The sequence below is a fragment of the Glaciibacter kafniensis genome (assembly GCF_039538945.1).
Lineage (GTDB): Bacteria > Actinomycetota > Actinomycetes > Actinomycetales > Microbacteriaceae > Cryobacterium > Cryobacterium kafniensis.
In genome coordinates this window covers 86,908-107,679 of the sequence record NZ_BAABCN010000002.1, presented here as the reverse complement: position 1 = coordinate 107,679, position 20,772 = coordinate 86,908, and the positions used below count along the sequence as shown (strand labels likewise).

Annotated in this window: 23 protein-coding genes and 1 pseudogene; 13 read left to right on the top strand and 11 right to left on the bottom strand. The window is 63.7% G+C overall.

Annotation, left to right across the window (positions count from 1 at the left end; genetic code table 11):
- Positions 1–62: 62 nt before the first annotated feature.
- From ABD791_RS00950 to ABD791_RS00940, 3 genes are all read right to left on the bottom strand, one after another.
- Positions 63–497, bottom strand: coding sequence for a hypothetical protein (locus ABD791_RS00950; RefSeq protein WP_345061378.1), 435 nt, complete (start codon positions 495–497; stop codon positions 63–65).
- Between the two features lie 104 nt (positions 498–601).
- Positions 602–1,675: a DNA polymerase IV gene (locus tag ABD791_RS00945; RefSeq protein ID WP_486326967.1), complete on the bottom strand. Its 1,074-nt coding sequence runs from the start codon at positions 1,673–1,675 to the stop codon at positions 602–604.
- A 147-nt stretch (positions 1,676–1,822) separates the two neighbouring features.
- Positions 1,823–2,194: a VOC family protein gene (locus ABD791_RS00940; protein ID WP_345061376.1), complete on the bottom strand. Its 372-nt coding sequence runs from the start codon at positions 2,192–2,194 to the stop codon at positions 1,823–1,825.
- Between the two features lie 57 nt (positions 2,195–2,251).
- Between ABD791_RS00940 and ABD791_RS00935 the strand changes: the two genes are divergently transcribed.
- Positions 2,252–2,716: a MarR family winged helix-turn-helix transcriptional regulator gene (locus ABD791_RS00935; protein WP_345061374.1), complete on the top strand. Its 465-nt coding sequence runs from the start codon at positions 2,252–2,254 to the stop codon at positions 2,714–2,716.
- Here ABD791_RS00935 and ABD791_RS00930 read toward each other — a convergent pair.
- Positions 2,685–4,094, bottom strand: coding sequence for an aminotransferase-like domain-containing protein (locus tag ABD791_RS00930; protein ID WP_345061372.1), 1,410 nt, complete (start codon positions 4,092–4,094; stop codon positions 2,685–2,687). The genes ABD791_RS00935 and ABD791_RS00930 overlap by 32 nt on opposite strands.
- On the opposite strand from ABD791_RS00930, the gene ABD791_RS00925 reads away from it, so the two are divergent.
- From ABD791_RS00925 to ABD791_RS00910, 4 genes and pseudogenes are all read left to right on the top strand, one after another.
- The gene (locus ABD791_RS00925) at positions 4,093–5,097 is read left to right on the top strand and encodes a DMT family transporter (RefSeq protein WP_345061370.1); all 1,005 of its coding nucleotides are present in this window, start codon (positions 4,093–4,095) and stop codon (positions 5,095–5,097) included. The two genes, ABD791_RS00930 and ABD791_RS00925, sit on opposite strands and share 2 nt — an antisense overlap.
- An 11-nt stretch (positions 5,098–5,108) precedes the next feature.
- Positions 5,109–5,303, top strand: a pseudogene (locus ABD791_RS00920) (dihydrodipicolinate synthase family protein); the annotation flags it as partial.
- A gap of 104 nt (positions 5,304–5,407) precedes the next feature.
- The gene (locus ABD791_RS00915) at positions 5,408–5,977 is read left to right on the top strand and encodes a dihydrofolate reductase family protein (RefSeq protein ID WP_345061368.1); all 570 of its coding nucleotides are present in this window, start codon (positions 5,408–5,410) and stop codon (positions 5,975–5,977) included.
- A gap of 98 nt (positions 5,978–6,075) precedes the next feature.
- Entirely contained in the window at positions 6,076–6,228 is a 153-nt protein-coding gene (locus ABD791_RS00910) for a hypothetical protein (protein WP_345061366.1), read from the top strand.
- Between the two features lie 152 nt (positions 6,229–6,380).
- Here ABD791_RS00910 and ABD791_RS00905 read toward each other — a convergent pair whose 3' ends face one another.
- Positions 6,381–7,550, bottom strand: a complete 1,170-nt coding sequence (locus ABD791_RS00905) for a DUF8173 domain-containing protein (protein ID WP_345061364.1) — start codon at positions 7,548–7,550, stop codon at positions 6,381–6,383.
- Positions 7,551–7,847: 297 nt separating this feature from the next.
- Between ABD791_RS00905 and ABD791_RS00900 the strand changes: the two genes are divergently transcribed.
- From ABD791_RS00900 to ABD791_RS00890, 3 genes are all read left to right on the top strand, one after another.
- A complete protein-coding gene (locus tag ABD791_RS00900) occupies positions 7,848–8,315 on the top strand; it encodes a VOC family protein (protein ID WP_345061362.1) in 468 nt (155 codons plus the stop codon).
- 40 nt (positions 8,316–8,355) lie between these two features.
- Entirely contained in the window at positions 8,356–9,258 is a 903-nt protein-coding gene (locus ABD791_RS00895; RefSeq protein WP_345061360.1) for a Mut7-C RNAse domain-containing protein, read from the top strand.
- Between the two features lie 637 nt (positions 9,259–9,895).
- Positions 9,896–10,444, top strand: a complete 549-nt coding sequence (locus tag ABD791_RS00890; protein WP_345061358.1) for a GNAT family N-acetyltransferase — start codon at positions 9,896–9,898, stop codon at positions 10,442–10,444.
- Positions 10,445–10,579: 135 nt separating this feature from the next.
- Here ABD791_RS00890 and ABD791_RS00885 read toward each other — a convergent pair whose 3' ends face one another.
- The 4 genes from ABD791_RS00885 to ABD791_RS00870 form a co-directional block, all read right to left on the bottom strand.
- A complete protein-coding gene (locus tag ABD791_RS00885) occupies positions 10,580–10,885 on the bottom strand; it encodes a hypothetical protein (RefSeq protein ID WP_345061356.1) in 306 nt (101 codons plus the stop codon).
- The gene (locus tag ABD791_RS00880; protein WP_345061354.1) at positions 10,873–11,358 is read right to left on the bottom strand and encodes an alcohol dehydrogenase catalytic domain-containing protein; all 486 of its coding nucleotides are present in this window, start codon (positions 11,356–11,358) and stop codon (positions 10,873–10,875) included. The genes ABD791_RS00885 and ABD791_RS00880 overlap by 13 nt, the downstream gene beginning before the upstream one ends.
- Before the next feature lie 156 nt (positions 11,359–11,514).
- Positions 11,515–12,489, bottom strand: a complete 975-nt coding sequence (locus ABD791_RS00875; protein WP_345061352.1) for an alpha/beta hydrolase — start codon at positions 12,487–12,489, stop codon at positions 11,515–11,517.
- Between the two features lie 73 nt (positions 12,490–12,562).
- On the bottom strand, positions 12,563–13,330 hold the full coding sequence (locus tag ABD791_RS00870; RefSeq protein WP_345061350.1) for an SDR family NAD(P)-dependent oxidoreductase: 768 nt from the start codon (positions 13,328–13,330) through the stop codon (positions 12,563–12,565).
- A 173-nt stretch (positions 13,331–13,503) separates the two neighbouring features.
- Between ABD791_RS00870 and ABD791_RS00865 the strand changes: the two genes are divergently transcribed.
- Both ABD791_RS00865 and ABD791_RS00860 read left to right on the top strand, forming a co-directional pair.
- Complete coding sequence (locus ABD791_RS00865) at positions 13,504–14,070, top strand: TetR/AcrR family transcriptional regulator (RefSeq protein WP_345061348.1); 567 nt, start codon at positions 13,504–13,506, stop codon at positions 14,068–14,070.
- A gap of 459 nt (positions 14,071–14,529) precedes the next feature.
- Positions 14,530–14,991 (top strand): SRPBCC domain-containing protein, encoded by a 462-nt coding sequence (locus ABD791_RS00860; protein ID WP_345061346.1) that lies wholly within the window; start codon positions 14,530–14,532, stop codon positions 14,989–14,991.
- Positions 14,992–15,093: 102 nt separating this feature from the next.
- Here the strand turns inward: ABD791_RS00860 and ABD791_RS00855 are convergent, their stop codons facing one another.
- Positions 15,094–16,575, bottom strand: a complete 1,482-nt coding sequence (locus ABD791_RS00855) for an MFS transporter (RefSeq protein ID WP_345061344.1) — start codon at positions 16,573–16,575, stop codon at positions 15,094–15,096.
- 116 nt (positions 16,576–16,691) lie between these two features.
- Between ABD791_RS00855 and ABD791_RS00845 the strand changes: the two genes are divergently transcribed.
- Positions 16,692–17,600 (top strand): LysR family transcriptional regulator, encoded by a 909-nt coding sequence (locus ABD791_RS00845; protein ID WP_425562205.1) that lies wholly within the window; start codon positions 16,692–16,694, stop codon positions 17,598–17,600.
- Positions 17,601–17,645: 45 nt separating this feature from the next.
- Here ABD791_RS00845 and ABD791_RS00840 read toward each other — a convergent pair whose 3' ends face one another.
- The gene (locus tag ABD791_RS00840) at positions 17,646–18,239 is read right to left on the bottom strand and encodes an acyl-CoA-like ligand-binding transcription factor (RefSeq protein ID WP_345061342.1); all 594 of its coding nucleotides are present in this window, start codon (positions 18,237–18,239) and stop codon (positions 17,646–17,648) included.
- An 81-nt stretch (positions 18,240–18,320) separates the two neighbouring features.
- Here ABD791_RS00840 and ABD791_RS00835 point away from each other — a divergent pair, with 81 nt between their 5' ends.
- Positions 18,321–19,148 carry an SDR family NAD(P)-dependent oxidoreductase gene (locus ABD791_RS00835; protein WP_345061340.1) on the top strand — a complete coding sequence of 276 codons (828 nt, stop codon included), beginning with the start codon at positions 18,321–18,323 and terminating at the stop codon, positions 19,146–19,148.
- 1 nt (position 19,149) lies between these two features.
- Positions 19,150–20,757 carry an FAD-binding protein gene (locus ABD791_RS00830; protein WP_345061338.1) on the top strand — a complete coding sequence of 536 codons (1,608 nt, stop codon included), beginning with the start codon at positions 19,150–19,152 and terminating at the stop codon, positions 20,755–20,757.
- Positions 20,758–20,772 lie beyond the last annotated feature (15 nt).

Below are 20,772 nucleotides of genomic sequence, written 5' to 3'. Positions count from 1 at the left end.
GCCCAGGCTGCGGCTGCGTCACCTCGGGATGTGGTTCCGGCCTGGGCAGAGAACCCGACAGATCAGCCAGCTGCCTTGCGGATGTGCTCTGCGATTGTTCGCTCCGTTTCCGGGGTGAGCGCGAGCAGAGCGAATGACGTGACCCAGAGGTCGCCGTCGTCAAGTCGTGCAGACTCCTCGAACCCGAGGGTCGCGTAGCGAGTGGTGAACTTCGAGGCGGCCTTGAAGAAGACGACGACCTTTCCATCCTCGTCGGCGTATGACGGAAACCCGTACCAGGTCTTGGGAATGAGATGCGGGGCAACCTCGGAGACGATCCGGTCGATACCCTCGGCCAAAACTCGATCATCGTCCGGCAGCGCGGCGATCGCCTCGCGCACCGCTTGCTCCCCGGCGGCACGGGTCTTCCCTGACTTCTCCTGCGCACGCAGCTCGGCGGCGCGCTGCTTGACGGCCTCACGTTCTTCCTTGGACAGCCCCGCGGTCTTTTCAGCCATGTCTTGCTCCTCGTCGATGTCGTGGCCGCTCTCGGCCTACGATCACACTACGACTCGTGGCGTGGGCGCACTTCTCGAATCCTGATCGATTCCACCGGTACGCATCACCAACCGCCGCGCGTCGGCGTATGTCCCTTGCGGGCATCGTCGGGCATTGCCATTTCGGCACGCAAGCCCAAGAGCCGGATCGGACGGCCCTGTTCGATTTCGGCTGCGAGGTCCAGGGTACGCGCGAGGATTTCGTTCCCGTCAGATGTGTCGGGAATCTTCCTCGCGCGGGTCGTGGTGACAAACGGCGCGTACCGAATCTTGAGGGTCAGACCGATCACGGGCCGCCCTTCGGCCACAACATCTTCAAGCACACGTGCTGTCAGTTCCCTCACCGCGTCATCCACCTGGGCGGGGTCGGTCAGGTCGTGCTGAAAGGTGATCTCTCGGCTATGCCCGCGGGCAACCCACGGGGTGTCGTCCACAACGCTGGCGCCGTCCCCTCGTCCGAGCTCCGCGTACCAAGGCCCCATCTTGGGACCGAATTCTGGAACCAAGTTTGCGGGGTCGCACGCAGCGAGCTCGGCGACCGTCTTGATGCCGAGTTTTGCCAGGCGGCCCGACACTTTGCTTCCCACGCCCCACAGATCCCTGGTGGGCCGACTGCCCATAACATCGAGCCAGTTTGCTGCCGTGAGACGGAAGACTCCGGCTGGCTTGGCAAAACCGGTGGCGACCTTGGCCCGCACCAAGGTGTCGCCGATGCCCACGCTGCAATGCAGCTGAGTTCGCTCCAGAACGGCGGCCTGCACCTGCCGGGCGTAGGCTTCCGGATCCTCTGTCTCAATGCCCATGAACGCTTCGTCCCAGCCCAGCACCTGCACAGTGGCGTCGGGCCGCGCGCGCAGGGTAGCCATCACTGTTTCCGACGCCTCAAGGTAGGCCTCCTGATCGACCGGCAGGATCACGGCGTCGGGTACCTTCCTGGCCGCAATGCGGAGGGGCATTCCGGAACCCACGCCGAACGCCCTGGCTTCGTAGGATGCGGTCGACACCACCGCGCGTTCGGTGGGGTCGCCCCGACCGCCGACAATGACCGGCCTGCCCGCAAGCTCCGGCCGCCGGAGCACTTCGACCGCCGCGATGAACTGGTCAAGATCGACGTGCAGCACCCATGGGATTCCACTCACGCCACAAGTGTGCCCTGAATCCCCCTCGCAAGCATCGGCACTCGACCGAGCTGGCCGCTCAGTCTGCGGCCCCCTGACCGCATCCGAATCAGATCTGGAGAAAGGTGGCGGCGGCGCCAAAATGGTTGTGCCGCCGCCTTCAAATGGTTAGCTGCGCGTGGCTCGATCGTGAACAGTGACGGCGTACCCGTCGGGATCCTGAAACACGAATGTCATTCCGAACGGGCCCTCGAAGGGTTCCTGAAGAATGGTCACCCCCGCTTCCGCGACAGCTTGGTGCAGCGCGACGGCCTCAGGATCATGGAGCCAGAGTGCGACGCCGAGCCCCAGCGGACCGGATTCAAGATCAACTCCCGGTGCGGGGTCGCGAACCGCGAAGGTCGGCTGGGTGTCGAAGACGACGGCGTGGGGAGGCGAGAAGGGTGCCCGGGTCAGGCCGACGATGTTTTCGTAGAAGGCTGCGGCCTTCTCGAGGTCGCGTACCTGCAGGGCAATGAAGTCGGGACCGGTGACGGCCATAGTGATTCTCCTTGTATGTCAGTTTTCTTACATCGAATACTATGTCAGAATTCTTACATGAGCAACCAGGAACCGCAGGTCGGATACGTGTTGAAGCAGGCGCAATCGTTGCTTCGCCTTCGCATGGAGGAGGCGCTGCATCCGCTCGCCCTCACGGTTTCCCAGTACTCGTGTCTTCACCACCTACTTCGCGAGCCGGGCATCTCCGCTGCGGGGCTGGCCCGCGCCACATTCATGACGCGCCAGTCGATGAACTCGATGCTTCAGCAATTGCTCGAGCGGGGATTGGTCGTACGCCCCGCCCGCCCCGAAAGCGGTCGCGCTCTACCGACCGCACTGACGGCGGCGGGTGTTGATCTCCTCTCCGCCGCACAGGCTGAAGTGGACGGAGTCGAAGAACGGATGCTTTCGGGTTTTAGCCCGTCGGAGCTCGTCTCGCTCAGTCGCGGGCTCAACGCTTGCGTGCAGGCGCTCGGCGATGGCACCGGAATCATGCGGCGCGGTGCAGCACCTCCCCGATGACACGGGCTGCGTCGGGGAATGCTCCGGGGTTCACGCCGGAGTAGTTGAGACGGATGAAGGGGCCGGCCGGCTCGGCCGGAAACCATTCGGTTCCGGATGCCACGAACACGTTTCGATCCTCGCACTCGCGCATGAACACATTCAGATCGGTGCTGTCCGGAAGCCGGTACCAGAGGTTCAATCCGCCGGGCGGAGTGGCGGTGAGATGGGCGGTCGGGGCGTGCTCGCTCATGCTGTCGATGAGGAGGTCGCGGCGGGCGCGGAGCTGTTGCCGGAGTCCGCGGAGGTGGGTGCCCCAACCGGGATGGGTGACGATGTCAAGCGCTGCGGCCTGGAGAATACCGCTGACGTACATCGACGCGGCTCCTCGGTCGGCGAGGATGCGTTCTCGAGCGGGGCCGCGGGCGATGACGGCGGCGATCCGGATCGCCGGGGACACGCTCTTGGTCAGGGAACGGATGTACACCACGTGCCCGGCGTCATCGAGGGCGGCCAGCGGCACGGGGTCGGTGGTGATGCCGAAGTCGTGCGCCCAGTCATCCTCAATGAGGAATGCGCCGTTGGCGCGCACGACGTCAAGGATGCGGAGTGCCCTCTCACGCCCCCACTGCGCTCCTGTTGGGTTGGCGTAGTTCGGTTGGGCGTAGAACGCACGCGCGCCGGTCTCCTCGAAAGCCCTCGCCAGCTCGTCAGGCTCCGGCCCGGAGGGGCCGGACGGCACGGGGATGACGCGGACGCCGGCCTGCGCAGCGGCGAGGATCGCGCCCCAGTAGGTCGGCGATTCCATCAAGAGGGGCTGGCCAGGGGTGACGAGCGCGCGGAAAGTGGAGCTGAGCCCGCTCTGGCTCCCGGGCAGCACGATCACATCATTCGCCGTCGGCGGGGTGACGCCGACGGGGACGGCGCTCCCTATCTCGGCGGCGAACCAGGCTTGCAGGTCGGGCAGGCCGGCGACCGGGGATCGGGACACGGCGACGCCGCTGCGCGCAGCGCGCGTCAAGGCGGTGCGCACCAGCCGTTCCGGAAGCAGCTCCGGGTCGGGGTAGCCCGCATGTAGCGCGATCGCTCCTGGCGGCGCCGTGCGCATGGTCGGCGAGGCCGACGGGATGCGATTGTGCGGCGAACCCAGCGCGGCCGTCTGCCATCCGTAGTCGAGCGGCCTCGCCGTGCGGACCGCTCGTACGAAGGTGCCCACGCCTGGCCGGCTCTCGATGAGCCCTTGTGCAGAGAGGATGCGCATCGCCTTCTGCACGGTAACCGGGCTCGCCCCGTGACGCGCAACCAGCTCCCGCGTCGATGGCAGCTTGGCCCCGGCCGGGGCAGCGGTGATCCAATCGCGAAGGTCCGCAACAATCCGCAAGCTGCTATCGTTGCTCATGAGTGACAATAGTAGCGCTACCCAGTTTGTGCGCAATGCGATATCGTCTCCGCGGGCTGGTCTGACCTGGGGCCTGATCGGAGTCGTAGCCTTCTCGTTCACGGTGCCCTTCACCCGCGTTGCCCTCGGGGGCTTGTCGCCCCTGTTCATCGGGTCGGGGCGAGCGGTCATCGCCGCCCTCCTGGCCGTTGCAGCTCTGGCGCTGACGCGGCAACGCTTCCCGCGGGGCATCCAATGGGCTCGACTGGCCGTTGTGGCCGGCGGCATTGTCGTGGGCTTCCCGCTTCTGACCTCGTACGCGCTGACCACGACGCCCGCGAGTCACGCCGCGGTTGTGATCGCGCTCCTGCCGGCGGCGACGGCGGTCCTGGTCGTCATCCGGGGCCGCGAGCGGCCCCCAGTGGCGTTCTGGGTCATGGCGATCATCGGCGCGGTCGTCGCGGTCGTGTTCGCCTCGTTGCAGAGTGGCGGGTTCGGCCACCTCACTCTGTCGGACCTGCTGCTGTTCGGTGCCGTGGTCGCTGCGGCGATCGGGTACGCAGAGGGCGGGCTGCTGGCCCGCGAACTCGGGGCCTGGCAGACGGTGTCCTGGACGCTCGTCGTTGCCGCGCCGCTGATGATCGTGCTGGCCGCCGTCGCCTGGGTGCAGCAACCGCCCACCGGAACGCCGATTGAGTGGGCGGCATTCGGATACCTCGGCGTGGTGAGCATGTTCCTGGGGTTCTTCGCCTGGTATCGCGGACTCGCGATCGGACCGATGGCGCAGGTCAGCCAGGTGCAGCTGGTGCAGCCAGTGCTCAGCATCCTGTGGGCGGCGCTGCTGCTGGGTGAGGAGCTGACCTGGGCGACGATACTTGGCGGAGTCGCCGTGGTGCTCTGTGCCGGCATCGCCGTGCGTACCCGCCTCAATCGGAGCACCGTCACCCCGCCGACACGCGCCTCCGATGCCGCGAGCGACCCGGCCCCTGACACCGCCCTATCCCCCACTCGTCAGACGAACTGAAGGTGATTTCCATGTTCACCGGACTCAGCGCTTTTCCTCTTACTCCCGCCACGGATGCGGGGCTGGACGAGAAGGCATACGCGTCGCTGATCGCGCGCCTCGCGAACGCCGGCGTCGACTCTATCGGAGCGCTGGGCTCGACGGGCAGTTATGCCTATCTCTCCCGCGCCGAGCGCGCCCGCGCGGCCACATTTCGTGACGCACATGAACTACGCCATTGCGCTGGCGCGGACTATGGTCTGAGCATGGTCCGGTGAGACGCGCCGCGCGCATCGAGGAGAGCAACGGCGCATCGAAGGAGAGCGACGAGATGAGACCACTCCGATACTCAATCAACGTCACGCTCGACGGCTGCTGCCATCACGAGGCAGGACTCCCCCCGGACGAGGAATCGATGGGCTACTGGACCGCTCAGCTGGAGCAAGCCGATGCCCTGCTGTTCGGCCGGGTGACCTACGAGATGATGGAGTCGGCGTGGCGGAGGCCGGCCACGGGCACGTGGCCTGACTGGATGGATGAGTGGCAGATCCCGTTCGCCGAGACTATCGACCGGGCGAAGAAGTACGTCGTGTCAAGCACACTGAGCAGGGTCGATTGGAATGCCGAGCTGGTGCGAGGCGACGTGGGGCCAGCGGTTCAGCAACTCAAGCAGGAGTCAGGCGAGAGCCTGTGGGTCGGTGGCGTGACGCTCCCCCTGGCCTTGGCAAATCTGGGACTGATCGACGAGTACGAGTTCCTGGTGCAGCCGGTGCTTGCCGGACACGGGCCGACGCTGCTTGCCGGTCTGCATGAGCGCATCCAGCTCGAACTCGTGGACCGCCATGAGTTCCGGTCTGGGGCGGTCGCCCTGCGATACCGGCCCACGCACGTGGCAGCTTGACGTGATGGTGCTGGCACACTGACGCGCCAACAATCTGTCGACGCCCGTTGGCGAGCGCTGAGCCGTTGCGGCTCGGGCGGCGGTGGCAAGGTGTATCCATGGGCACCATCGATGACTACCTCGCCTCACTCGACCCGGCCGATCGTGACGTGATCGCCCGGCTCTACGCGATTGCCCGGGAGGAGGTGCCGGAGCCGGTTGACGCCGTCCGTCCTCTCGTCGCCGCCCGGAAGGCGCAAATCGACCTCTGACGTTCGAGGTAGGAGGGTCAACGATGCGAGACGCCGTGACACGTCGTGGCAGCGTGGTGACCCTGAAGAGCTCAGTAATTCTCGTCGAACGCCATCCACGATTGCGGTAGAAGGAGCCCAACGGATGCTCGTTGGGCTCCGATCGGGGGACGTCAGGCCGGTGTCTGCGGAAACTCCCCGACCGTTGGTGGCGTTGCCGCGGGCGGCATCGCATCCGCTTCGGTCCGGGTGTGCCATGGCCGCTGCCTGTGGATTGCCAGGAGCTGTGCGCCGAGACCGAAGAACACCATGGCGATCCAGACAACGATGTTCAGCCACGGAATCTGCAGGGCGACGATGAGGATCACGCCGCCGACGAGCGCCTTCACGACGGGATGCCCGTGTCTGCGGAACACGAGGCGCCCGATGTAATACGCGCTGAACACGAACGTCGCGAGCAAGAGCACGAACCACACCAACAGGCCTGCAAGCGCGAGGGGTGCGCCGATGACGGACACCAGGAGGAGGAGCAATGCAATGGGCACGGCGATGGATGCCACGAATCCCACGAGCAGCGCCTTCCAGGGCGACGGGATGAGGTGGTCTGTCACCCGCTGCAGCACGCGCGGAACGAGCAGGGCTGCGGCGATGGTGATGAGGCTCAAAGCGACCAGTGCGTAGAGCAACCCGAGAAGCCAGCCGATGAACACAGCCCAGGGTGAGATCTCGACCGCAGGTGATGGCTGCCGCTCGATACGCTCCACCGTGCCGCTCACTGCGCCCGTTGCGATGCGTGCGGCGTTGTCGCTTTGATAGGTGACGTTTCCCCCGACCGTTCCGTCGATGGTGAGCTGTTGGGTGCTGACGAGCAGATCACGGCCGATCTTCCCGGCGATCGCGACATTTCCCCCGGCGCTCACCAGATCGTTGCCGATCGATCCGCCGTCGGTGACATTCACGGTCCCCGCGAAGACTGTTCCACTGCGCGAGACGTCACCGCTGATCGTGACGCTGCCCCCGGCAAGACGCACATTGCCGTCAACGGTCCCGGTGATGGTGATGTTCTGGGCTGCAGCGATCACGTCTCCCTTGATCTTGCCGCTGATGGTGACGGTCTGGCCCGACGCATACACATCGCCGTCGATCTCACCCGAGACGTCGACGTTGAGACCGCTGTAGAACTGTGGGCCCTGACCGTCGTTTGCTGCAGCAACCGCGGTCGGCACAGAACTTGGATTCGAGGTCGACGACGCGGCGACTGCGGCTGTGCCTGCGGGGAGAAAGAGAATCCCCGCGGCGAGAACAGCGGCGGCGAGCCGCCAGGAGTGTGACAGAATTCTCATTTCGATTCCTCTCCCATGCCTCAAGTGCGTCCGTGATGTCACTCGTTGGGTGTCATGGCCGGATGCTCTCGGAGCCGGTTGATTCATTGGTTTGAATCTGGCGATTTGCGGTCAGTGAGGAAGATACACCGATGCCGACGGTGCTGCCCGAGCTGACGATTCCCCTTGTGCTGCAGCGTGACGCCGATGCATCCGAATCGCGGGCCCGGCATCCGCTCACGCGACATTCGGTCTCGCCGGCGGCACCGGATCCGCGTAGCTTGGACGCACCGCAACAGTGCGAACGAGGAGGTTCCCATGGCCGAGCTCTCACCCATCCAGCCGTGTCTGTGGTTTAACGATCAGGCCCGCGCGGCGATGGAGTACTACGTCGACGTGTTCCCGAACTCCCGAATCGTCTCGATCGACGAGTATCCCGACGAGTCGCTCGACGAGCATTTCGGCGGCATGACCGGCAAGGTGCTGAACGGCCAGTTCCGTCTGAACGGCGTGGACTTCGTCTGCCTCGACGGCGGGCCGATGTTCACCTTCAGCGAGTCGATCTCCTTCGTCGTGTCCTGCAAGGACCAGGAGGAAATCGACCGCTACTGGTCGCGTCTCTCGCACGTGCCCGAGTCGGAGCAGTGCGGGTGGTGCAAGGACCGGTTCGGCCTCAGCTGGCAGATCATCCCCGCGAACATGGGCGAGTTGACCCGTCGCCCGGAGCAGATCCAGGTGATGATGCAGCAGAAGAAGATCGTGATCGCCGAGCTCGAGAACGCTTGATCGGCGTCGCAGACGTTTGCAGGTCTCCCTCGTTGCGCCGGTGGATAGAAATCGGGGTGCCGGATTTTCGAGAGTGCGACCGACCTGTCCGTCGGGACGTACCCAATACCCACTGCGATCGCTGAGCCGCGCATCGGAAGCCCGATGCGACGAACCGTTCAGCCGGTTAGCCCAGCGAGCCCCCATCTTGAGCAGGCACGATGTCGAGGTGCCGCAAGTCATTGTCGAGGTCGATCCCTCACTTCGGTCCCTGCTGCCCAGGCGAGACCGGGGGGACCGCGTCGTGCGTGACGCTGCTCCCACAGAAACGGTGGCACATCTCCTGCAAGTCTTGGGCGTGCCGGTGACTGAAGTCGGGGCCGCATCCGTGGACGGCCACCGGATCGGCCACGAGGCACTTCGTACGACGCACATCGAAAACTCGTCAGCGCTCGACGTCGAAGCGCGGGAACGACCGCAGTTGAACTCCGGTCTTTTCCTGCTCGACGTTCACCTCGGCACGCTCATGCGACGGATGAGACTGCTCGGCCTCGACGCGGCCTATGAACCTGATGACGATGATTCCAAGCTTGCTGCCCGTTCCGCAACCGAGCAACGGGAGCTGCTCACCCGAGACCGCGGACTACTCTTCCGCCGAGCCGTGTACGACGGTGCGCTCATCCGTTCAGGCGATGTGGACGCGCAACTGGAAGACGTGCTCAGTCGTTTCGCCCCGTGGCTCGCACCGTGGACGCGGTGTCTGCGCTGCGGCGCGCTCCTCGCGGAGGTGCCCTCCGCAGAGGTCGCGGCGCAACTCAAGCCAGGGACCCTCCGCACCTATCGCTCGTTTTCGCGGTGCACCGGTTGTGATCGGGTGTACTGGCGCGGCGCGCACAGCAAACGACTTGAGGCGCTCGTGCATCGGGCCACCAGACACGAGCCAGGGGTGAGTTCCTCGCGGTAGCCGCCAACATCCTCGACTCATGGCGAGGAACAGGAGAAGTCCACGACACGTCACACGGTGGGCTGTTCGCGAAACCAGTCAGGACGCGGATCGCAGGCCATCACGAAGTGCCGTTTCCTCCGCAGGCTGACACTTTTTCCTCCCCACTTGTCGTCGAGGAGCCGACCAGCCGATAAGAGCGAGTAATCAGTGCCGGCTTCACATAGCTACTCGTTCACTTGGGACAGAATAAATCGCGGGGGGCCTTCGCCGTGACGGTCGCTAGAAATGAGTTGGCAGGGCAGAACCGGGCGGCGAATGCGTCAATGGGACCCGCCGCCGCGTGCGCGCGGTGGCAACCGAACCAAGAAGTCTGCTGCTCAGATGAGACCTGCAGGATTGTCCTCCACGGCATCGGCTCTACAACCGACCGACCCCAGTGGGCGGCGGAGTCACATGCGGCCGTGGAACTGCTGATCGACAGACTCAAGCGGCCCAGCGAACAGAATCGTGCAGCAGTTGGCCGTAAACCGAACCCGTTTCGATGGCTCCAAAGACCGGCCCGTTGTGGTGATGTGGGCCGCCAACAGCGCCGGGCTGCCGGGCGAGCCTCGTAAGGAAAACTCCCAACGTCGGCGGTGGCGCATAGGGTCGAGCTATGAATGATCATGTTTCTTTGCACCCCTGGACGGCCGATGATTTGCCGGTGTTGGAACGCAGCAACACGCCCCAGATGACAACGTTTCTCGGTGGCCCGGAATCTGAGGAGCAACTGGTGAAACGCCAAGCAAAGTTCCTCCGCCTGTGGAAGGAAGGCGAAGCGCGCATGTTCACGATCAGGGCCGACTCCGAAGAGGAGGCCGTCGGATCTGTCGGCTACTGGAAAACGCAGTGGGCGAAAGCGGATGTCTACGAAGCCGGGTGGAGCATTGCGACCCGATACCAGGGCCGGGGCTTTGCTTCCCGCGCCCTGAGAGATTGTCTTCAACATGCGGCAATCCTCGGCGACCGCCAGTACGTCGTTGCCTTCCCGCGAGTGGACAACGCGGCTTCAAACTCTCTCTGCAAATCTGTCGGCTTTGTATTCCGGGAAGAGGAGGACTTCGAGTATCCGAAGGGCAATCCGATCAGAGTGAACGCGTGGTCGTTTGACTTGGCCGCGCTCCGGGAGGAACACTCGCCCAATGAGCAGCAAACCACACTGTGAATCCGCTCAGATGGGGAGTTTTGGCGTGGTCCTCTTGGCCCTCGTGGTCGGCCGCTGGTGCTCGATGAGAAGGGTGCTCTGGTCTTGTGGGTGCGGAGACAAGCAAGACCGAGCGTTACTCAGTGCGACAAGCGATTATTCGAAGGTGACGACGACCTTGCTGGCGTCACCTGGTCGGTCTGCGAGATCGATGGCCTCGGCTACCCTCGCGAACGGGATAACGTCGCTGACGATTAACGCGTACTTTTCTGTGTTCTCTGCAATGTCTCGTGCCACCTCAAACATTTCCCCCTGGGGATGCCCCATCGAAAAGAGAATCGTCAGCTCAGACGGGATGAGCATCTGAAAGTCCACCTCGACGGGCTGGCGGTAGATGCCGACGACGCAGAAGACGGCACCCAGCTTGGGACCTGCGAACACAGTTTCGGCTACCGCAGGCACGCCTGCGGCATCCAAGTAGATATCCGTACCGGGCAGGCCGGGGCGGCCGAAAGCGTCGCTACCGCGAGAGGCTCGGCCAAAGCGGCGACATGCCACGGCACATGATCCGGGACTACCGAGAAGTTCTTATCCACCTCAGCCCCGCGAATAACAATCAGCTCGCTGAGTGCTCCCTGCGGGCCGCCACCTCCGATGATTGCGTCTTCCACGCCTGTGGGGTCGATGACGATGTGGTCTCCCATTTTGGCGCCAGAGACCTCGCTGCCGATCTGGACCACCTCGCCGGCTGGCTCGTGTCCGAGCGCCGTTCGTGGCGTACCGGGCACGACCCAACCGTCGTGCAGGGAGTGCGGGTCCGCGCCGCAGATACCGCAGGCCATCATTTTCACGAGCAGGTCGTTCGGGCCTATCACTGGATCTGGCACCTCCAGGATTTCAAGCTTCCCGGGACCTGTGACGAACACGCTTTTCATAACGCGACTCTTTCTCTTCTTCGAGGTTGTGATTCGTAGTGAAGGGCTGCGCGTGTGCGGGCGACGTCGTCGCCCGCACACGTGATTTCGTTGACGTCCGGGACCGCTGTCACGGTCGACAGCGACCTGAGCGCCTAGTAGACGAAGGCGTTCTCGCTAAGCCAAGAGCCGAGCTACCCACGCGTTCCGTGTTGTGGCGGCCAACTCCGCCAGAGGGGAACCTGGGATGAGAGCGTCCCAGCCGTGGGTGCCGCCAGGCCAGATATGGAGCTCGGCAACGCCGCCGTGTTCCCACAACCGTGTTGCGTAGGAGACTGTCTCATCGCGGAAGACCTCGGCGGACCCCGCATCCAGAAATGTCGGCGGCAGACCAGAAAGGTCCGTGGCGCGAGCGGGCGCGGCGTATATCGACACGTCGTCGGTTCCGCGTCGTCCACCGAGCAGTGCGGTCCAACCCACACGGTTGCTTCCGCGATCCCAGAGGCCCACACCGTCGAACTGGCGCGCTGACACTGTGGCGTCCCTGTCGTCGAGCATTGGACAGATGAGCGCCTGACCGATGAGTTGAGGGCCACCGCGGTCCCGCGCAAGAAGGGCGACCCCTGCCGCAAGACAGCCGCCAGCGCTCGCACCCGCGACGATGACGCGGTTCGGATCGATCCCGAGTTCTTCAGCATGCTCGATCGTCCACAGCAGTACGGCGTAGCAATCCTCGACGGGAATGGGGTCGGGGTACTCGGGCGCGAGACGGTACTCGACCGTGACCGCGACCGCGTCATGAGAGTCTACCCAGGGTGCGATCAAAGAAATGCCCGTCATCCTCGTGCCCATCACCAGACCGCCACCGTGGATGTTGAATATGCCGGGGCCAAATCCGGTGTGGTCACGGCGGCGAAGCACGGTGACTGCGAGTTCGGCGCCCTCGAAACCGGGCACCGTGAACTCTTTCTCTTCCAGATCGAACCGGCTGATGTCCTCAGGGACGGCGTACTGGCGCATCAGTGGAATCGACTCGAGCGTGATTGGGGCGAAGATGCCGCCCTCGGCCATTGCCGCCAGCGCGGCTGCCACACCGGGATCGTACGGTGGGCGGCGCAGCGCCAGCTCTGACTGGGTGATGGGTGACTCCATTGTCATACTCCTTCGGATTGTGCTCGCGGGACCAGCATGGTCCTCCGAGCACTGCGGTTGATTTGAGAGGGTGTCAGGCGCGCATTGTCGTGCCACCGTTAACCGAGAGAACCTGCCCCGTGATCCATACACCGGCGTCGGAGAGCAAGAAAGCAACCGTGTTGCCGATGTCGGAGGGCTTCCCATTTCGGGGCGCTGGCGTCATCGCCAGAATCGTCTCGCGGAACTCGGCAGGCAGGTTGGCTTCCGTCTGCGGAGTGAGGACAAGACCCGGGGAAACGGTGTTCGCACGGACGCCCTCCTTGCCATACTTCCTCGAGATATGGCGCGTAAGGGCGGTCACTCCTGCCTTTGTTGCCGAGTAAGCCACCTTGTCGGCCATGCCCGCGTAGACCGCCTCGGACGAGGTGTTCACGATTGATCCACCGCCGGCCTTGATGATATGCGGTATGGCGTAGCGCGCGGTGAGCAGGTAGCCCGTGAGATTGACGTCGATCGTGCGCTGCCAGGCCCCAAGGTCGATCTCGACGACGTTTGTGTCCTGTTCCACCTGTTCCGGGTCGATATTCGCGGCGACGTTGAAGAGCCCATCGATGCGACCGTAACGCTCGATTGCGAGATCTATGAGTGCCTTCACCTGCTGCTCGTCAGAAATGTCCAACGTTGTGGCGACGCCCTCTCCTCCGCTCTCAACCGCGGCCTGCACCGTTCGCTCGGCCGAAGCAAGCACGACATCTCCGACGACGATCTTGGCTCCACCGCCCCCGAGGATCGTGGCTGTGGCACTGGCAATGCCCCCAGCGCCGGCGAAAACGATGACTTTGTCTTTGAGGCCCTCCACGAGGTGCTCCCTTCAGTTGGCGGCAGCACTGCCGCTTCGAGTTGTTCGTGATCGTACCGGATAAACGTACACCTGTGCACGGATAACATGCATTCCGTTCATGGGCCACGCAGACGTCCCCACCATTCCGGCGGCAGTACGGCCGAAATGTTTCGGCCCGATACGCTTGCTCAATGGAGATGTCGGGGAAAACCTCACAGCGCGCCGACGCCGCGAAGAACAGAGAGCGCTTGGTCGCATCTGCCCGACGGGTTTTCGCAAAGCAGGGCCCGGATGCGCCTTTGGAAGACGTCGCCCGCGCGGCCGGAGTGAGTCGCACGACGCTCTACCGCCACTTCCGCACCCGCGAGGAGCTCGCTGCCACAGTGCTCGAAGAGAACGTCGTGAGCATAGAGAAGCGGGCTGCGGAACTCAGCGGCCAATGGCGCGCGATCGAGACCTTGTTCGACTTTGTATTAGACCAGCAGCGCGACGATGGCGGCCTCATTCAGCTCTTTACCCGATCTGATCTTGCCCCGCTCGAATCACTATCGCGTCGAACGACAGCCGCGTTCGAGCCGCTATTGGAAGCTGGACTCCGGGACGGAACCGTACAGCCCGACATCGAGATCCGGGACATCATGATCGCCTTCCCCATGGCCGAGGCGGCAATTACGGATTCGGCTCGGATCGGCGACCGGGGAGACGATCGCGCGCGAGCAATGTTCCGTCGCGCTTTATGGCAAGAAAAATGGAAATAGCGCGGGCTTTAGCGCTTTTCCAACCGAGGGCATCTGAAGAGACACGGCACATCACCGTCCACCCAAGCAAGTTCGCCGAAACGCTACTGCTTGAAACAGTGAACGCATTCCCCAAAGGTCCGTTGATTCCGCCCATCATGATGTTGCTGTACTGCGCATAGAGCCTGCGGGCTCTAAGCCATGCAGCGGGATCGACAAAGTAGTGCAACAACCAAATGTGGAGGGCGTCGAGGCGAATACGGTGTCAGAACCGTTGTAGACCAGTGCAGAGACTGATACCGGTTCTGCTCCGACATCCCACGGACCGACCGCTGATGTGTTGCTACTCGCGTTCACGGGTTCTCTCGCCCGTGAGCGCGAGTCGCAATGATGGGTACGCTCGTTGAGGCGCGTTCCAGTTCACGTGCCGCTCGGCGGGCAATGTCCCGTCGCGCTCAGCTCGAACGAGAAGGAAACACCGTGTCTGATCACGCAAGAATCAAAGGCCACACCGTGACCCGCACCGTGCACATCGAGGCCTCGCGCGCGCGCGTCTGGAAGGCACTGACCGACCCCGAGGTGATGGTCAAGTGGTTCGGAGACGGTGTGGCGTTCGCCGCGCTCGAGCCCGGTGCTACTGGCAGCATCGACTGGGATGGCTACGGCAGCTTCCCGATCGAAATCACCGAGGTGGTGCCCGAGGGCTCGTTCGGCTTCCGTTGGTCGGGGATCCCCGCCGAAGAGCTCGATGAGTACTCGACGCATGTGCGCTTCACCATCTCCGATGCTGGCACCGGGACGGATGTCACGGTGATCGAATCGGGCTTCGACACACTCCCCGGCGGCACCCGCTACCGTCGCGAACGTCTTGAGCAGAACCGAGAGGGCTGGGACGTCGAACTCGACGAGCTCGCGCTCCTACTCGAGGGTGCCACCCCGTAGTTCACGATTACGAGGGAGCCGCTAAAATAGCCCCGTCACACCTCGCTGCTGCAATCCTCGACAGGGTAGAGACCGAACACTTCGAGGTCATCGCTGACGAACTCAGCGCACACCTGAAAGCAGGTTTGGCCGCGCCGATCGAGGCACTGCACCCTCAGCTCGCGACGACGAGAGCGATTGAGCGGCAACGGCCAGGCACGCTGCGAGCGCAACCGCGAGCACGGCAGCGGTCGTGAGAGCCGCAGCGGACAACCCTGATTCTGCCGTTCCTCCGGCCTGCATAACGCTGAAGTACACAGTTCCGAGGATTGCGGGGCCCAAGGCTCCACCGAGCTGCCGAAGTGCCGCGCTCGTTGCTGCCGCCGCTCCCGCTTGATGTCCTGGAACACTGTTGACCGCCACGACGGTGAGTGAGGTCAACATGAGAGCGTTGGAGAGGCCGAAGAGCGCCAGTCGCCACGCCAGGTCAGCGAAGGTAGTGGTGGTCGTGACACCGCTGATTGCGACCATGCCAGCGATGGCGGTGGCAAGGCCAGCACACAGCAAGTGCAGCGGTTGCACATGACGCATGAGTCGACCGACGATGGGGTTGAACAACGCGGCGACCCCGGGGACGAATACGACGCGCATTCCGATCTCCAAGGCATTGAGTCCCTGGTCTTGGCCGAGGAAGATGCTGAGCACGAACATCGTGCCGACGATGGAGAACAGGGTGACGACAGCCGACAGGGTTGCTGCACTGAATCCACGAAGCCGGAACATTCCGAGAGGGACTACGGGTGTCTGAGTCCGGAGTTCGACGGAGATGAAGACGATCAGCGACACTGCGCCGCCACCCAGCCCGATGAGGGCCGGGAGTGACAACCAACCAGACGCTCCACCCTCAATAACCCCGAAAACGATGAGCGCGATGGCAAGCGAGACACTAATCTGCCCAGGCCAGTCCAGTCCGCGCTCGGGAAACGACGGCGTTTCCGGGAGCATGAAGCGAGCGACGATCATGGTCGCCGCCGCGAGCACCGTCACGGGCAGGAATATCCAGCCCCACCCCGCGAACTCGAGAATGACCCCCGACAGCACGGGACCAACGGCCAGTCCCGCCACGGTCCCCGTTGCCCACATGGCGATGTGTCGGCCCCGACGACGCGGGTCGGGTTCAGCCACCGCGATCAGGGCCAGCGTGGTCGGAATGAGCAGCCCAGCACCGATCCCGGCCACGCCCTGGCCAATCCAGAGCAGCGGAATACTCCCATTCGCAAAGAGACTTGCCACGAAGGCGGTTGCAGAACCGAGGACCGTGAAGGCAAGTCCGAGCGTGTAGATGAGGCGACGCCCGTAGCGTTCACCATAGAGCCCCGCTGGCAGCACACTGATCGCCATCAGAATGACGTAGGCACCAGTTGTCCACTGCAGATCTGTGGGGGTTGCGCCCGTGGCGACTGCGATCGTGGATAGCGCTCCGCCGACCGCATTGATCGGAAGGTACGTGACAAAAATACCGATGGTTGCCAGTGCGACTAATCGGCGGATGCCGCCCGTCGAGCTGTCGTGAGCTGGGCTTGCTTCCAAAAGCGTGCGTGTCACAGTGACTCCTGTCAGATTGAGCCAGATGTGTGGCCACAGACAACTCTCCGCTTGACTGGCAATCATGTCCAACGAAAGAATTTGCTGAAAACGATCACCATCAGTGATGATTGAACATGGAAATTCGTCAGCTGGAGTATTTCGTTGCAGTTGCAGACGAGAAGAACTTTGGGCGCGCGGCGAACCGGCTGCACGTCGTCCAGTCGGCCGTTTCTGCAGGCATCCAGACCCTGGAACGGGATCTTGCAACCTCTTTGTTTGACCGCCGCGGCAAACGCACCGAGCTTACGGATGCTGGCGAGGCCCTGCTTCCTCGTGCTCGTCGAGCGCTTGACGCAATGAGGGATGCCCGTGACGCGGTCAGCGAGGTCAGCGGTGGGCTCAGCGGAACTCTCCGGGTGGGCACCTTGACTTCCATCCCTCTCGTGGACATCCCTGCTGTACTCGGCGAGTTTCACCGACAGCACCCCGGAGTGAAACTGGTGACCGGCGGCACCCCATCTGGATCAGCGGGGCTGGTGGCGTCCCTCCTAGAGCACCGCCTTGATCTAGCCTTCGTGTCGTTGCCGGCCGTCCCGCCCGTCGGTATCGACGTGACGCTGCTGGGGCGGGCGCCGCTGATGGTTGCACTCCCCCACGGTCATCGCCTTGCGAATCGCCCCCACGTCACATTGCACGATCTGGCAGATGAGGACTTCGTTGACCTGCCGCCAGGCTTCGGCAATCGAGAACTGGTGGATCGAGCCTTTTCTGCGGCAGGACTGAGCCGACGCGTCGCGCTGGAGATCACTGACATCGGCACGGCCGTGCAATACGTTCAGTACGGACTGGGAGTCTCCGTGCTTCCAGAGTTCCTGCTCAACGAGACGCCCGGGGTTACGGTGGTGAGAATCGACGGCGACCTCCCGTGGTGGTCAGTTGGAGTCGCGTCGGCGTCGAATCGTGCACTTGGTTCCGCAGGGAAAGCTCTTCTCGAAATCATTCAGCAGGCCGTTCTCCACGGCTCCGGCCACTCCTGCGCTTGACGAAAAAAGGTTGGCCGGTCCTCGTGACCACTGGAGGACGAGAGCTCAGCCTTCACCGAGCGCGCTCAGGCCATGAAGCGCCTCAGCGATACAGCCGGCGGGATCAGCAACCTCCTTGCGCAGCGCCCACCAGCTGAGCGCTTCCATGATCGCCGCATGCATCGCTGTGCCCGCGGTGACGCACACGAGGCTTCCCGCGTCCTCCTCACGCCGGGACGCAACAAATTGGATGATCGCGTGGCGCCAGCCTTCGAATGTTGCTGATCGATTCGCTTGAAGCTCGGGGCTGAGTGCGATGAGTCGCAGCCGCGTGCGCATAATCGCGAGGTCATCTGCGTTCTGGTCAAACACGCCGGCAACGGCACCGGCTACGGCGTCCAGAATGCTGCGCCCTGCGGCGGCGTTATCGAGCTCTGTTGCGAGCGTCTCGATCGACGACTCGATTCCGCCCCACACGATGTCGGCCTTGGCGGGGAAATAGCGATGCAGGGTACGCACATTCATCCCAACCTCGGCAGCAAGCGATCCCATCGAGGCCCGTTCGTACCCAACGTTCTCGATAATCCCGAGGAGCCGTGACCGCAGCGCCTCGGGTTCGGCTTTCGGTGGCCTGCCAATTCGCGAACTAATTCGGTCCATCCGCTAACGGTACCGACTAGCCAGCAGAAACGTTTTGCCATAGTCTGGCAAAACTATTCCGCACACGACATGGAGGCGAACATGCCCTTCCCCTTTCCCGATGCGTCCGCACGCTCCCTCGAAGATCTAATTGCGCTGAAGGGTCGTTCAGCACTCGTTACCGGAGGCGCACAGGGCCTGGGCCGAGCGATCGCCGAGCGGCTTGCCGAGGCCGGGGCGAACATCGCCCTTGCCGACATCAACGGCGAGCTCGCAAGCGAAGCTGCCCTCGCTATCAGCCACAGATACGGCGTGACCACCATCGGCGTACGCATGGATGTCACCGATGAGAATTCAGTCTCGGATGCCGCCGCCGAGGCCGCCGCGGTAGTAGGTGCCCCAAGCATCTGGGTCAACAACGCGGGCCTCTTCCCGAGCGTGCCAGTGCAGCACATGTCTGTCGAAGCATGGGACCAGGTGTATGCGGTCAATACTCGCGGCACCTTCCTCGGTGCTCGCGAGGCCGCGAACCAGATGACCGGGAACGGCGGCGTCATAATCAACATTGTTTCCACCGCCGGCTTCCAGGCGCCAGCGCCCGGTCTTTCCGCTTACGTCAGTTCCAAGCATGCAGTGCGCGGCATGACCAAGGCGATGGCCCTCGAATTCGCCCCGCTCGGCATTCGGGTTCTCGGCGTCGCTCCCAGCTATGTTCCGACCGAGGGCAACATCGCTATGGCGACGGCGATGATGGAGCAGGCCGCAGCCGCGGGTATCGAGATTCCGTCGATGGACGTGATGAGCCAGAGCCTGATCGGGCGCATTGGCACCCCGGATGACATCGCCCGCGTCGTGCTCTTCGCCGCGAGCGACCTGTCCATGATCATGACTGGCAGTGTGCTGCTTGCCGACGCCGGTGAAACGATCTGACATGGCCAGGGCAAAGGAAATGGAGCAGAACTACGACGTCATCGTCGTGGGATTCGGAGTCGCCGGCGCTGCCGCCGCAATCGAAGCGGCCGATCGCGGCGCGCGCGTGCTCGTACTCGACAGTTCCTACGGCGGCGGCGCCAGCGCACTGTCCGGCGGAGTCGTGTACGCGGGCGGCGGCACTCGCTACCAAGGCGAAGCCGGATATGAAGATAGCCCTGAGAATCTTTACGCTTATCTCAAGCAAGAGGTGGGCGACGCCGTGGAAGACACAACACTGCGCCGCTTCTGCGATGAGAGCGCCGGGATGATTCCGTGGCTGGAGCAGCAGGGAATATCCTTCGGCAGCTCGGTCGCACCATACAAGACGTCCTACCCCACCGACAGGCACTACCTGTACTTCTCCGGCAATGAGAAGGCGTATCCCTACCGACAGACCGCGACTCCCGCTCCCCGTGGGCACCGCGTGCTCGCGAAGGGACTCGCCTCGGGAAAGGTTCTGTGGACCCACCTCGCCGAGTCGGCACTGCGGAAGGGAGTGACATTCATTCCCATCGCGAAGGTCACTGAGCTGATCATCGACGACGGCGTCGTGACGGGCGTGAAATACCGCGTGCTTGACCAGTCTCACCCGAGCGCCGCCCGACACCGCCAGATGACCAAGCGCACGGCAAAGATCGGCAACTGGGCGCCGGATCTTGTCAAGGGCACAACCGACCGCATCGCACGCATCTGGAAAGCAGGCTCGGTCCAGCGCGAAGCGCACGCTTCCGCGGTCATCCTGTCTGCCGGCGGCTTCATCTACAACAAGCAATGGGTCGCGCAACACGCGCCCGGGTTCACCAAGATCTCCCCGCTCGGCACACCCGCAGATGATGGCAGCGGCATTCAGTTGGGAATGGATGCCGGCGGCTCGACCGCGAAGATGGGCAACGTCACCGCGTGGCGATTCCTTTCCCCGCCGAGCGCATTCATCGAGGGCGTCACCGTCGGACTCAACGGTCGCCGCATCGCCAATGAGGATCTCTACGGCGCCACCCACGGAAACGTGCTCATGCGCGAGTTCAGCGGTAAAGGCTGGGCCATCTACGACTCCGACAACTGGAAGAAGGCCCGCGGACAGTATTGGACGCAGACTCAGATCTTTCACAAGCTCACCGCGACGTTCACGTTCACGCTCGGCCACAAGCGCGCCCGCACACTCGAAAAACTTGCCGCGAAGATGGGCGTCGACCACTCCGGAATGGCGCAGACGATCTCCGCGTACAACGCGGGCATCACCTCCAGCGCCGGCGACCCTGCGCACAAAGAGGCAGACGTCTGCCATCCGATCGCCAAGGCGCCGTTCTACGCGGTGAACATATCCGACGACTCGTCGCCCTTCTCCCCCATTCCCGGGCTGACGCTCGGAGGCTTGGTTGTCGATGGGCACAGCGGACTGGTGCAGCGAGACGACGGCTCCACCATTTCCGGCCTGTACGCCGCCGGGCGGACCGCGGTCGGGATCTGCTCTAACAGTTACGTCAGCGGACTCTCGCTCGCAGACTGCGTATTCAGCGCCCGCCGGGCGGGCGCCCACGCGGCGTCACTTCTCTCCGCCGCGGCATAGGCAACGGGGCCCTCG

Coding starts and splice junctions, on each gene's coding strand:
- ABD791_RS00865 (WP_345061348.1), top strand. CDS start 13,504: ATGGAGATGTCGGGGAAAACCTCACAGCGCGCCGACGCCGCGAAGAAC.
- ABD791_RS00840 (WP_345061342.1), bottom strand. CDS start 18,239: ATGGACCGAATTAGTTCGCGAATTGGCAGGCCACCGAAAGCCGAACCC.
- ABD791_RS00915 (WP_345061368.1), top strand. CDS start 5,408: ATGAGACCACTCCGATACTCAATCAACGTCACGCTCGACGGCTGCTGC.
- ABD791_RS00890 (WP_345061358.1), top strand. CDS start 9,896: ATGAATGATCATGTTTCTTTGCACCCCTGGACGGCCGATGATTTGCCG.
- ABD791_RS00880 (WP_345061354.1), bottom strand. CDS start 11,358: ATGAAAAGCGTGTTCGTCACAGGTCCCGGGAAGCTTGAAATCCTGGAG.
- ABD791_RS00905 (WP_345061364.1), bottom strand. CDS start 7,550: ATGAGAATTCTGTCACACTCCTGGCGGCTCGCCGCCGCTGTTCTCGCC.
- ABD791_RS00835 (WP_345061340.1), top strand. CDS start 18,321: ATGCCCTTCCCCTTTCCCGATGCGTCCGCACGCTCCCTCGAAGATCTA.
- ABD791_RS00935 (WP_345061374.1), top strand. CDS start 2,252: ATGAGCAACCAGGAACCGCAGGTCGGATACGTGTTGAAGCAGGCGCAA.
- ABD791_RS00950 (WP_345061378.1), bottom strand. CDS start 497: ATGGCTGAAAAGACCGCGGGGCTGTCCAAGGAAGAACGTGAGGCCGTC.
- ABD791_RS00875 (WP_345061352.1), bottom strand. CDS start 12,489: ATGGAGTCACCCATCACCCAGTCAGAGCTGGCGCTGCGCCGCCCACCG.
- ABD791_RS00940 (WP_345061376.1), bottom strand. CDS start 2,194: ATGGCCGTCACCGGTCCCGACTTCATTGCCCTGCAGGTACGCGACCTC.
- ABD791_RS00845 (WP_425562205.1), top strand. CDS start 16,692: ATGGAAATTCGTCAGCTGGAGTATTTCGTTGCAGTTGCAGACGAGAAG.
- ABD791_RS00830 (WP_345061338.1), top strand. CDS start 19,150: ATGGCCAGGGCAAAGGAAATGGAGCAGAACTACGACGTCATCGTCGTG.
- ABD791_RS00925 (WP_345061370.1), top strand. CDS start 4,093: ATGAGTGACAATAGTAGCGCTACCCAGTTTGTGCGCAATGCGATATCG.
- ABD791_RS00910 (WP_345061366.1), top strand. CDS start 6,076: ATGGGCACCATCGATGACTACCTCGCCTCACTCGACCCGGCCGATCGT.
- ABD791_RS00930 (WP_345061372.1), bottom strand. CDS start 4,094: ATGAGCAACGATAGCAGCTTGCGGATTGTTGCGGACCTTCGCGATTGG.
- ABD791_RS00900 (WP_345061362.1), top strand. CDS start 7,848: ATGGCCGAGCTCTCACCCATCCAGCCGTGTCTGTGGTTTAACGATCAG.